The following is an 11,955-nucleotide window of genomic DNA, read 5'->3' on the forward strand; positions in this document are numbered from 1 at the left end:
ACTCCAGCCACCGTCCAGCGCAATCGTCTGGCCATTGATATAACTGCCCTCTTTCGACGCCAGAAAAAATACCGTGGCGGCAACATCCTCCACAGTGCCCTCGCGGTCACAGGGCGTCAGCTCATGATTAATACGGCGGAATGGTTCAGCGTCCCATGCAGCATCGGTCATTTCGGTGCGAATAACCCCTGGGGCAACCACATTGCTGCGAATACCCGCCGCACCGTACTGACAGGCAAAGGCCTGCATCATGCCGATCATGCCGGCCTTGGCCGCGCAATAGATACCGCCATCCAGACCGCCCAGCATGCCAAAGACCGAACCGATATTAATAATGGAAGATCCCGGTTTCATTACCCGCAGCGCTTCACGCCCGAAACGAAATGGCGCTTTCAGGCTGGTATCAATGACCTCGTCGATGGTTGCATCGTCAGTCTCCGCAGGTGGCGCCCACTTGCCGGCGCCCGCATTGTTTACCAGGCAATCAAGTCGTCCAAAGCGCTCCATGGCGGCGTCGACCGCCCGTTGCGGTGCATCGGTTGCGGTAACATCCGCAACCACAGTTGCAACGTCAGCCACGCCCTTCATATCGGCCACTAACTTATCGAGGCGGTCCTGGCGTCGGGCAACAGCCACAATATTCCATCCGTTACGCGCAAAATAGCGAACAATTGCATCGCCTATGCCTGCACTGGCACCTGTGACCAGCACCACCGGTTTGTCAGAATTGTTTGCCATTATCTGTCAGGCCTCCGTTCAGGATTTTATTTGCGACTTGCTGACCGATTCTAGGACGTATCGGTAGCCGCCGACGACCACTTCACCACTGCAGTGCAGTTGAGGGCATTTTGTAGCTCCGTTTCAGGCTAATCGACGGTGCGCTGCTAGCAAACCCAGCTCGCTTGCACTAACTGTCGAAACCGTGACACGACAAGTCGGGAATCCCTTTGGTGCTTATAGTTTGATGACCTTCATCCTGTGATGCCCCTGCCAAAAGGAAGAGCACCATGTCTTTTGAGTTGAATCGGCGCCTGGCCGCAAAACGCGAGTCTCTGCCTACGTCAGCCACCGTTGATGCGGTGAGCGCCGCTATTATTCGTGGCGCGCTGGAAACCGTATGCTTCGAAGCAGCCACGCATCTGGGGCGCGCCGCCTCGTCGCCTATTATCAACCAGTCTAACGAGCGCAATGCCAGTGTCATCGACGCACATGGTCGCTTGGCTTCGGGTTCTATCGGCACCCCACATCTGACTTTTGTATCGCAACTAACGGTTCGCTATGGGTTGGAAAAACTGGAAGAGTATGACTGGGGACCGGGTGATGTTTTCCTTGGCAATGACCCGGATTTCGGTGGCGGCCACCTACCCGACTACAACGTATACGCGCCGGTATTCGACGACCGCGGTGAACTGGTACTGATTCAAGCGCTGCAGGCTCACCAGGGCGACACTGGTGGAAAGGACCCCGGTGGCTTCACTCTTGAAGCTACTGACATTTTCACTGAGGGGCTGGCCATACCCTGTGTAAAACTGGTTCACCGCGGTGAGAAGCGCAAAGACATTATCAAGCTTATTGAACGCAATAATCGCTTCGCCTCCTTCTCGGGCGATCTGGCCGCCATGATCAGCGGCGTGCAATTGGGCGTTCGTCTGCTGGACGACGTTATTGAGAAATGGGGGGCTGACTCAGTTAAAGCTGCCATCAATTACAACATTGAACACACTGAAAAATGCTTCCGCGACGAAGTGACTGCCTGGCCCGATGGCACCTATGAAGCCGATGTATTTATCGATCACGACACTCAGGGCACTAAAGACGTCAAAGTACATGTCGCGTGCAACATCGAGGGCGACCAACTCACCGTCGACCTGACCGGCACTGACGATCGTCAAGAGCTGGTAGGCGTGTGGAACACTTTCGCTAACAGTCGCGGCTATGTGATGACCCAGCTGTCGGCGATGGTTGACCCCGGCATTATCAAAAACGAAGGCCTGTTCAACGCCGTCGATATCATTATTCCGGAAGGCTGCATCGCGCATCCACCACCCAACAAACCAGCTGCCCTGGGTTCGTTCCACCCGGCCTGCGAAATCACCGAGGCAGTATGTGTAGCGCTGTCAGAAGTGGTACCAGAACGCGCTGCGCCGCAGGTGTATAAAATTGGCATGCCCAACGCGGTTATCTGGTTTGACGAAAACGGCATGATGCAGATGGATCAGGGAGTGGACGCACGCTCGATGGATGCCTCTGCGGTACAGGGGATCGATGGCTGGGGCTCCTGCCCCGTGTCGCTGGGCAATCTGCTGCTTTCGGAGGCCGAAGAAGCCGAGGCGCGAGGCCCCGTTATCAACCTCAGTCGGGAAATGACCACCGATGCTGGCGGCGCCGGTCAATGGCGGGGACAGCCGGGCAGCCTGAATGTAAAAAAAGTGCTGCAACCCACCATGGCCACCGCGTGGATGGTTTCATCTGCCCACCCAATGAACGGCATGTGCGGCGGCGATCCCGCCAGCCCCTACACAAACCATTTTGAAGTGGGCACACCGAACGAATACAAAATTGACCTGACGATGCAGGCTCAACTACCGGCCAATGCAGTGATCGCTTATCAGCACGGCGGCGGCGCCGGCTTCGGCTACCCCTGGTTGCGCGACCCGGAAGCCGTGAAAGAAGACGTACTGGACGACTATGTGAGCATAGAAGGCGCTAGGGAAAAATACGGTGTCGTATTGACTGGCTCACTGGATGACTACGATCTAACGGTGGATTTAGCCGCGACCCAGGCGCTGAGGAAAGAGATGGCTGCCGCGAAAGGAGTTAATCCATGAATTACCGCGTTGGTATAGATATTGGTGGCACATTTACCGACTTCGCACTATTGAAAGGCACGCAGGTTATTGTGCACAAGAATCTGAGTACGCCTGAAGACCGCTCCATCGGGGTAATGACCGGACTGGATACGCTGGCTCAGAAAGAAGGTTTGAGCCTCGCTGATTTTCTCAGCCAGTGCGACGCAATCGTGCACGGCACGACCATTGCCGATAATACGTTGATTGAAATGGACGGCGCTGTCACCGGCCTCATAACCACCGAAGGCTTCCGCGATGAACTCGAATACCGTCGCGGTTTCAAAGAAGATATTTGGGACACACGTTTGGCGCCGCCCAAACCCATTGTGCCACGACGTCGCCGACTAACCGTACCGGAACGCATACTGTACGATGGCTCGGTTTACAAAACGCTGGACGAGGGGGCGGTACGCGAATGCTGCCGCAAGCTCAAAAAACAGAAAGTTGAATCCGTTGCAATATCGCTGATCTTTTCGTTTGTAAACCCGTCTCATGAAAAGCGTGTAGCCGAGATAGTCGCCGAGGAAATGCCTGGCGTGCATCTCTCCACTTCCCACGAAGTATTGCCGCGTGCACCTGAATACGACCGCACTAGCACCACAGTTGTAAACGCCTACGTAGCACCACGGGTTACTTCCTACCTCGAAAAACTGGTGAGCCGGCTACAACAAGGCGGCTACAAGAATCAGCTCATGGTAATGCAGGCCAGTGGCGGCGTGATGACCAAAGAGTATATCGAGGGTTCACCCATTCGGGTATTGGCTTCAGGCCCGGCCGGTGGTGTGATCGGCTCAGCCCATGTGGGCAGCAAAAAAGGCTATCCCAACATCTTATGTGTCGACATGGGCGGCACCTCCTACGATATATCCGTCGTCGCGAACGGCAATGCGCCAGCTATCGCTGGTTGGAATATGCACCACCGCAACCTCGTGGGTGTACCCATGGTGCAGGTGGAAACGCTCGGCGCAGGTGGCGGTTCTATCTGTCATATCAACAACGGTGAGTTGCAGGTTGGCCCTGCATCCGCCGGCTCTGACCCAGGCCCTATCTGCTATGGTCGCGGCGGACAAAACCCCACCGTAACCGATGCGCTGCTGATGCTGGGCGTGCTATCAGCCGATTCAGAATTTGCTGGCGGCAGTTTCTCGCTGTCGGCAAAGGGCGTGCGCGAAGCCTTTCACTCAATCGGTGAGCGACTCGGCAGCAGCGCGGAAGAGATAGCCTTCGACGCCTGGCGGCTGGTAAACGCCAATATGATTCAGGCCATTCGTCGCACCACCGCCGGCAAAGGCATCGACCCGAAAGACATGGTAATGCTGGCATACGGGGGCAATGGTGCCGCATTTGCCGCGGTGCACGCCGAAGCGCTGGGTATAAACAGGGTACTGATACCCAAAGCCTCGCCCACTTTTTCGGCGCTCGGCACACTCGTTGCCAAGCCGAGTATCGACGAAGAACGCTCGTTTATCTGCCCTGCCAATGCACCAGATCTCAAAAAACTGCGCCAGCTATGGGAAGAACTGGAGGCGCGCGCGGTGAAATACTTTGCTGATGCCAATTTCCGCCAGTCAGAAATTCAATCTACCTACCAGATGAATATGCGCTATCGCGGTCAGAACTTCGCGTTGACGTTTGATATGGGACAGAACGATCTGAGTTTTCTTGATGACAACTTGGGTGGCAAGGCGATTGCTGCGTTTAACGAACGACATATGGCGGAATACGGCCATGTTCGCGACGAGGAAATTCCAGAAATCACCGGTGTGCGGCTGGCAACGTCCGTCGACACGCCAGCGCCCGTGGTAGACAGCGGCTTTACCACCACTGCCTTTGACGCAGAACACACCACTATCCGCAAAGTGAATTTAGGGCAAGGCTATCAGGACACGCCGATTCACCGCGGTGTAAATTTGCGTCCCGGTCACCGTATTACCGGCCCGGCTGTGATTGAGGAAACGTTCACCACTATCGTGGTCTATCCGGGGTGGATTGCGGTGCTTGATGATGCGTGCGACTATGAATTACGGCTACAGAGCGTGTGACCATTCATTCAGCCGCCTCCCATACTTGGCACATCGCCTAACGCTGCTGTACTACAGCAGCCTATAGCGGCCTTCAATTGCAAGGTGCCCGGACTGCTAACGCAGCGACCAGCTCTCGTCGCGCTTGATGGCGCGACCATCTTTCTCCAGCTTTAATAGATGCGCTAACAACGAATATTGCGCTACCGGGTGCAACGACGGATCAACATCGTCATAAACCGGCACCACCAGCTCTTCCAAGGTCACACGATCAAAACCGGATAGCTTTTCCACCACTTTGGCTTCGCGTTTGAGCCGGTGACCAATCAGGTACTCCAACTCTTTTGCCGGTTCCGGAATCAAACCGCCGTGTCCGGGGGCGATATACGCCAGTGGATACTCAAGCATCCGGCGCAAAGACTCAATGTAATCCTTCATATCGCCCGCAGGCGGAATGATTACCACTGTTGAGCCCTGCATCACATGGTCACCGGTAAACAACAAACCACTGCGCTCATGCAGGTAGCAAAAGTGATTTCCCACGTGTCCCGGCGAATAAATGGCTCGAAGCGTTTCGCCATCCACCGCAATGGCTTCATCGTGCTCTGGCTCCCGATCGGGCGCGAAGCTCTCGTCCTGAAAACCGTCCTGCTCAATTACGGAGCCGATAATCGACGCACCGGTACGCTCACGCAGCAGTGCGGCACACGGTGAATGATCGGGGTGCGTGTGGGTGGTGACTATTTGCACCACCTCGCCACTGAGCTCGTCCACTGCCCGCAGAATTGCCTCGCAATGGGCAGGCTCCGCCGGGCCTGGATCAAGCACCGTGATCTCTTTACGGCCCAACAGATAAGTATTGGTGCCCGGCCCTGTCATCACCCCCGGGTTCGGTGCTACTACCCGGTGTATACCCGATGCCAGTTCTATGGCCTTGCCGTGGGTAAAATCATTCATAACTCAGACAAGTTGCTTGATGGGCACGTTCGGGTTTACGTCCGCGTCATAATCCACGCCGTCCAGCTCAAAGCCAAACAGACGCATGAATTCGTGCTTGTACCCGGCAAAGTCAGTCAGCTCACGCAGGTTGTCAGTGGAAACCTTAGCCCACTGCGCGGCTACCGCTTCCTGAATTTCCGGACGCAGCTCCAGATGGTCTTGTCGCAGACGGCCTTCATCATCAAGACGCGGCGATGCGCTATAGAGGTTATCTTTAAACAGGCCGTAAATCTGCTCGATACAACCCTCATGACTACCGTCGGCCTTCATTTGTTTGAAAAGCAGCGCCAGATACAGCGGCATGATGGGAATCGCCGAGCTGGCTTGGGTAACGACCGCTTTCAGTACCGATACCCTGGCATCCCCGCCTTTTCCAGCTAGCTTTTTGCGGATATCCACCACACGGCGATCCAGGTCCTGCTTGGCCTGACCGATCGTACCGTGCCAATAAATATCCCAGGTTAACTTCTCGCCCAAGTAGGTATAGGCAGTTGTTTTGGCACCGGCTGCCAGTACCCCGGCTTCATCCAGCGCGTCAATCCACATCTGCCAGTCTTCACCGCCCATAACCGCCACCGTGTTGTCTATTTCTTCCTGATTCGCCTGCTCCAGGGAAACGTCCTCAACGATCTCCTTGTCAGTATTGACACCGCGCTGGGTCACACTTTTGCCAATCGGCTTGAGGGTAGACCAGTGCACTTCACCGGTTTTCGGGTGCTCGCGGCGTGGTGCGGCCAGGCTGTAAACCACAAGATCTACCTGACCCAAATCTGCCTTGATCTGAGCGATGGTTTTGTCTTTCAGCGCGTCAGAAAAAGCGTCACCATTGATACTCTTGGCGTACAGGCCATCGGCCTCGGCAAACTTGTGGAAGGCCGCCGAGTTATACCAGCCAGCGGTGCCCGGCTTCTTGTCCGTCCCTTCTTTCTCAAAAAAGATGCCCAGCGTTGACGCCCCGCAACCAAAAGCGGCTGTAATCCGCGACGCCAGGCCATATCCGGTGGACGCCCCAATCACCAAAACACGCTTGGGGCCGTTATCGATCGCGCCCTGTGCCTTTACGTAGTCGATTTGTTCTTTGACATTCGCCTCGCAGCCAACCGGGTGGCTGGTGACACACATAAAACCGCGTACGCGGGGTTTGATGACCATGCAGCTTATTCCTTTTACAATGAGCCTTTAGACAGGCCGCATTCTAGCAGCCTCATCCCGCCCGGACTAATGTTCGACGTCAACATTCCGAACGGCGGATTTTCTCAATATACCGGCTGAAAATGACGCTTTCACTGTGATTACCCTTCAATATGACACGCCCGCAGCATGGACAGAAACCGTGCTGGCTAACTTTGATACTTTTTTACTGGACCATGCAGCTGCCGAAAAAAAAGCAGCGGGCATGGCCATCTCTATGGCTTCCCACTACCCCGACAAGCCGCCACTGGTGGAGGCCATGGCTGATTTGGCGGTAGAGGAGATGAGTCATTATCGGGAGGTGGTGAAAATCATCCACCAACGCGGCGGGCACACTGCCGCCGACGAACGCGACCCCTATGTCAATGCGCTGCGCAAACACCTGCGCAAAGGCAGTGAGGCCTACTTTCTCGACCGCCTGCTGCTCGGTGGCGTGATCGAGGCTCGGGGCGCGGAGCGTTTTGGATTGATTGCCGACGCACTTGAAGCGGGGCAACTGAAAACATTCTACAACTCCATCAGCCGCTCTGAAGAACGCCATCGCACCCTTTTCACCGACCTCGCCGCCCGCTACTTTCCAACCACGGCTATTGAACAGCGGCTCGCCCAATGGCTGCGCCTGGAGGCTGAGATTATTGCGGCCCAGCCCATTAAAGCCGCCCTGCATTGACGAGCCAGAGATAATGCCGGCCGCTTACCTGTCACGCTACGCCGAACCTGACACCGACCTCGTCACCACACTGCCGGGGCAGTGGCAGTCGGCGTTGGTCACTCCTGCCTACAAAGAAACAGGTGCATTTCTCGATTCTCATACCGCTCCCGAACGGCTTTTGATATTGGTTGTAAACCGGCCCGACAATGACAGCGATACCCGCTGGGCACAGCAGCTACTTGAAATGCTGGGGGCGGCCAAGTGGCAACAGGCGCATATATCCCTGCATTGCGCGGAACAAACCGCCCTCAACGGCGACGTTTTACTCATAGACCGCTGCCTATCGGGACCGCCGTTGCCGGCCAAGCAGGGGGTTGGTCTAGCCCGGAAAATCGGCTGCGATATCGCCTGCCGGTTACATAGCCGTCAGCAGATTCTCTGCCCCTGGATTGGCAGCAGCGACGCAGACGCTCTGCTGCCCGGCCACTATGACACTGCATTGTCGGGTTTACCCACCGATGCAGCCGCCGCCATGTTTCCGTTTAACCATCGGCCCGAATCAGTGCCGGCATATGCTGTCACGCTCTACGAACTGCATATGCTCTACTACGTGTCAGGCCTACGCTTTGCCGGCTCCCCTTACGCCTGGCCCACCATCGGCAGTTGCATGGCTATCAATGTCGTTCATTATCAGCAGGCTCGGGGGTTTCCAAAACGCGCCGCCGGCGAAGATTTTTACTTGCTGGACAAGCTGGCCAAGCTGGGCGGTGTGGTCCACGTATCAGACCCACATATCGAGGTATCTGGCCGAGCCTCACAGCGGGTACCCTTTGGCACCGGGCCGGCGCTGCGCAAAATTGCAGACCTTGCGTCGACAGCTGCGTTCACGAGCTATCATCCAGCCAGTTTTGTGCTTCTAAAGGCCGCACTGGAGGCACTGCGCATGGCCGCAATTGACAGCGAGGTATGCCTCCAGCAAGCGGCACGCCATAACGCATGTGATTACAGTCATCTACGTTCACTGTGGCAGCAATTCCAATGTGATAACGCTATCGCCACTGCCTGGAAAAATAACCCCGACAACAAGCGTCGACAGCGGGCTTTATTTACCTGGTTCGACGGCTTCAAATGTCTCAAATGGATCCATTCATGCCGTAGTCAGCACCCCGACATACCGCTAGAAAAAGCCCTGAGCGACGCGAACTGGCTCACAAGTTTTGGTTACAGTGCCGACAGCAAAAACCCGGTACATAGCATGCAGAACACGCTGGCAGACAACCAAGTGCGCGGCCCGGCCAGCATTGGGCCAAATCCCGCCAGAAATTAACATTTCAGGCCACCTTTTTTGGCTCTATCTGCCCTAGTCTTTCCGAAGTCCTGTGGTAGTATTCCCGACTGGCTAAAAATCCAAAATCAATGCCACTGGTGTTCTTCTGTCGTATCTAGAATAAAACAGGACGCGCCAATAAAAAGTCACAACTGATTCTCGGTATCTACCGAACCGCTGGAAGGGATTAACTATGAACAGATTCGCATTGAAGCTCACTGCGTTCCTGGGCAGCGCTGCCGTACCCTTGTTTGCCATTGCGCAAACGAGTTCAAATGCGGCACCCATCGCTCTGGAAGAAGTCATCGTAACAGCACAGAAAAAGGCAGAGTCGCTACAGGATACGCCAATATCTCTGACGGCGTTTGGTGCTGAGCGCCTTGAAACCGATGGCATCAACAGTCTCGCAGACATCGGTTCCAAGGTGCCCAGCCTGACCATCGAGCCCTTCCCCATCAACAACACCACACTGCGTATTTTTATTCGCGGTATCGGCATCTCAGATTCACAGGTTACGCAGGATCCGCCGGTAGGGATTTACGTTGACGGTGTCTACGTCGCCCGTGCAACTGGTACTGCACTGGACGTTGCGGAACTGGAGCGGATGGAAATACTGCGCGGTCCGCAGGGTACGCTGTACGGCCGTAACACCACTGGCGGTGCGGTAAACTTGATTACCAAACGCCCATCTGTCGACGCCTTTGAATTCAAACAGAAGTTTGTCTTGGGCAACCGTGACCTGTTCACCTCGAAAACCTCTGCCAACCTGCCGATTACCGACACACTGGCAGCCAAGGTCGCGTTCCTGACCACCAGTCAGCGCGGCTGGCTGGAAAACACCGGTCCGCAGAACGATCCCAGCAGCCCCGGTTTTATTGCCGGTGACAGCGAAGACTATTTTGGCAGCCGCGATGTACAAGGCTACCGTGTAGACCTGCGCTGGGATGCCACTGATTGGATGACAGTCGACTACGCCTACGACTTCTCCGATATGACCACGGTCAACACCATTTACCAGCCGGTCACCCCACCCTGTGGCGGCGATCCGTCGACCTGTAACAAGGGCCAGACCGATCAAATCAAGGAATCCAGCTCCTCTAGCACCACCTATAGCGACAAACGCCTGGACAGCCTGGCCAGTAGCGCGCCAATGGAAGATTCGGCCACTGAGGTTGAAGGTCACTCCATCACAATCGCCATGGATTTTGATACCTGGCAGATGAAATACATCGGTGCCTACCGCACGCTGGAAGACCAAGCTTATGCTGATCTGACTGGTGATGGCGATCCAGACTTCCGCCTCGACTCCAACGGCTACTGCGGTCCTGCCGCACAGGTTGCGGTGGGCGGATGTACCCCGCTGGTGGTTCCGGTTATCACCCAGGAGCAGACATCACACGAACTGCAGTTCACCGGCGATTTTGCCGATGGCCGCGTAGAGTACATCGTGGGCGCCTATTACTTTGAAGAAGAAGCCCAGGAAGACAACTCACCGCTGCACCACCAGCTGAGCGCGCCGATCGATTCCGATCCAAGTGGCTCCACTCGCATCGTTAACCTGCTGAGCCAGAAATACGATATTGAGAACGACTCCAGCGCACTGTTCGGTCAGTTCACCTGGACGCCAGCCATCTTAGAAGATCGCCTGCACTTGACCTTCGGCTACCGTCATTCTGAAGACAGCCGCTACGCGTTGAAAAACCAGCAGGATTTTGTCTATATCGAAAGCCCGCTCCTGGCTGCAGTGGGCGGTGCGGCAGAAGCCAGTAACCCGCTGGTTGCCACTTTCCTCGGCGGCGCAGGCATTCCAAACTCTGCCGATCGCGAGTTTGTGAATGTTGAGGGCGACAAGGATTTCTCTGATGACTCCTTCACCTTCACGGCAGAGTTTGATATCACCGACGACATCAACATCTATGCCAAATCTGTTGAAGCTTACAAATCGGGTGGTTACAACACTCGCGACCCGCAGCGCGACGGCAATCAGGGCCCGGCCTCTGATGGCACTGACTACGGATTTGGCTTCAAGGAAGGCTTTGATTCCGAGAAGGTTCAATCCTATGAAATCGGTGTTAAAAGCGAGCTGATGAACCGTCGTCTGCGTCTTAACGGCAACGTGTTCTACAGCGAGTACACCGACATCCAGCTGAACCAGATCCTGACCGGCACCGTAGCTGACACCAAGGTAAGCAACGCCGGTGAAGCAGAAATGCAGGGTATGGAAATGGATGTCACCTTCCTCGCGACGCGCGATATCCTGATGCTGTTCAACTACGCCTACCTGGATACCGACGTAACCAAGGCGACGTCAGCAGCTACTGGTGAAGACATCTCCGACACCTTCGTATTCTTCTCTGCGCCGCAGCACTCCTACACGCTGGCCGTAGACTGGACCATTGCCGAAGGTGACTGGGGTCGACTGAACTTTAACGTTAGCCATAACTTCATGGACGAGCGCAACGGTGGTTCACGCTCATTCAACGTGGCTAAAAATGGTGACAAGTCGCGCGGCACCTTCCTCGACGACTACCGCCTGACCAACCTGCGCCTCGGCGTTACTGGCATGCCTCTGTGGGGCGGTGTCTTCCAGGTAGCCGGTTGGGTCAAGAACGTAACTGACGAGGAATACCACGTCACTGCGATCGATAACACTCCGCAAATCGACCGTGCGGTTATCTGGGGCGAGCCCCGCACCTACGGTCTGGATTTGATCTACGAGTACTGAGCCACGACGCTTGACCAAAAGGGCTGCCTCGGCAGCCCTTTTTTTTGGTTCGCCATAAACAACTGTGCGGACAGGGTTTAGTTTTGATGCTCTCTATCGGCAGCTACCCTCCCCCAATCCTGCTCTAAAGTGAGAGGGTTCACTTTTTAGTAGAGGTGCGTACGGAACGGCTCGGATGGCCTCCTCTCCTC

General features: G+C 55.6%; 8 protein-coding genes. 5 read left to right on the forward strand and 3 right to left on the reverse strand.

The window, feature by feature from the left end; genetic code table 11:
* Positions 1–738, reverse strand: a 738-nt coding sequence (locus ABYP39_RS03385) for an SDR family NAD(P)-dependent oxidoreductase (protein ID WP_372781143.1), incomplete at its 3' end; no start/stop codon positions are given.
* Positions 739–1,007: 269 nt separating this feature from the next.
* On the opposite strand from ABYP39_RS03385, the gene ABYP39_RS03390 reads away from it, so the two are divergent.
* Together ABYP39_RS03390 and ABYP39_RS03395 are read left to right on the forward strand one after the other, a co-directional pair.
* On the forward strand, positions 1,008–2,828 hold the full coding sequence (locus tag ABYP39_RS03390; RefSeq protein ID WP_372781145.1) for a hydantoinase B/oxoprolinase family protein: 1,821 nt from the start codon (positions 1,008–1,010) through the stop codon (positions 2,826–2,828).
* Positions 2,825–4,891: a hydantoinase/oxoprolinase family protein gene (locus ABYP39_RS03395; RefSeq protein WP_372781147.1), complete on the forward strand. Its 2,067-nt coding sequence runs from the start codon at positions 2,825–2,827 to the stop codon at positions 4,889–4,891. Before ABYP39_RS03390 ends, ABYP39_RS03395 begins: the two co-directional genes overlap by 4 nt.
* Before the next feature lie 96 nt (positions 4,892–4,987).
* On the opposite strand, the gene ABYP39_RS03400 is transcribed toward ABYP39_RS03395, so the two are convergent.
* Both ABYP39_RS03400 and fabV read right to left on the reverse strand, forming a co-directional pair.
* Positions 4,988–5,827, reverse strand: coding sequence for an MBL fold metallo-hydrolase (locus ABYP39_RS03400; RefSeq protein WP_372758171.1), 840 nt, complete (start codon positions 5,825–5,827; stop codon positions 4,988–4,990).
* Positions 5,828–5,830: 3 nt separating this feature from the next.
* Complete coding sequence (fabV, locus tag ABYP39_RS03405; protein ID WP_372748020.1) at positions 5,831–7,021, reverse strand: enoyl-ACP reductase FabV; 1,191 nt, start codon at positions 7,019–7,021, stop codon at positions 5,831–5,833.
* A 136-nt stretch (positions 7,022–7,157) separates the two neighbouring features.
* Here fabV and ABYP39_RS03410 point away from each other — a divergent pair, with 136 nt between their 5' ends.
* From ABYP39_RS03410 to ABYP39_RS03420, 3 genes are all read left to right on the forward strand, one after another.
* Entirely contained in the window at positions 7,158–7,730 is a 573-nt protein-coding gene (locus tag ABYP39_RS03410) for a tRNA-(ms[2]io[6]A)-hydroxylase (RefSeq protein WP_372764156.1), read from the forward strand.
* Between the two features lie 13 nt (positions 7,731–7,743).
* Complete coding sequence (locus ABYP39_RS03415) at positions 7,744–9,039, forward strand: hypothetical protein (RefSeq protein ID WP_372781149.1); 1,296 nt, start codon at positions 7,744–7,746, stop codon at positions 9,037–9,039.
* 193 nt (positions 9,040–9,232) lie between these two features.
* Positions 9,233–11,764: a TonB-dependent receptor gene (locus ABYP39_RS03420; protein ID WP_372749430.1), complete on the forward strand. Its 2,532-nt coding sequence runs from the start codon at positions 9,233–9,235 to the stop codon at positions 11,762–11,764.
* Positions 11,765–11,955: the final 191 nt, after the last annotated feature.

This window comes from Litorivivens sp. (assembly GCF_041625495.1).
Classification (GTDB): domain Bacteria; phylum Pseudomonadota; class Gammaproteobacteria; order Pseudomonadales; family Spongiibacteraceae; genus Litorivivens.

Excerpts from the sequence above, each read along its gene's own strand:
- ABYP39_RS03390 (WP_372781145.1), top strand. The coding sequence starts at position 1,008 with ATGTCTTTTGAGTTGAATCGGCGCCTGGCCGCAAAACGCGAGTCTCTG.
- ABYP39_RS03415 (WP_372781149.1), top strand. The coding sequence starts at position 7,744 with ATGCCGGCCGCTTACCTGTCACGCTACGCCGAACCTGACACCGACCTC.
- ABYP39_RS03420 (WP_372749430.1), top strand. The coding sequence starts at position 9,233 with ATGAACAGATTCGCATTGAAGCTCACTGCGTTCCTGGGCAGCGCTGCC.
- ABYP39_RS03395 (WP_372781147.1), top strand. The coding sequence starts at position 2,825 with ATGAATTACCGCGTTGGTATAGATATTGGTGGCACATTTACCGACTTC.
- ABYP39_RS03400 (WP_372758171.1), bottom strand. The coding sequence starts at position 5,827 with ATGAATGATTTTACCCACGGCAAGGCCATAGAACTGGCATCGGGTATA.
- fabV (WP_372748020.1), bottom strand. The coding sequence starts at position 7,021 with ATGGTCATCAAACCCCGCGTACGCGGTTTTATGTGTGTCACCAGCCAC.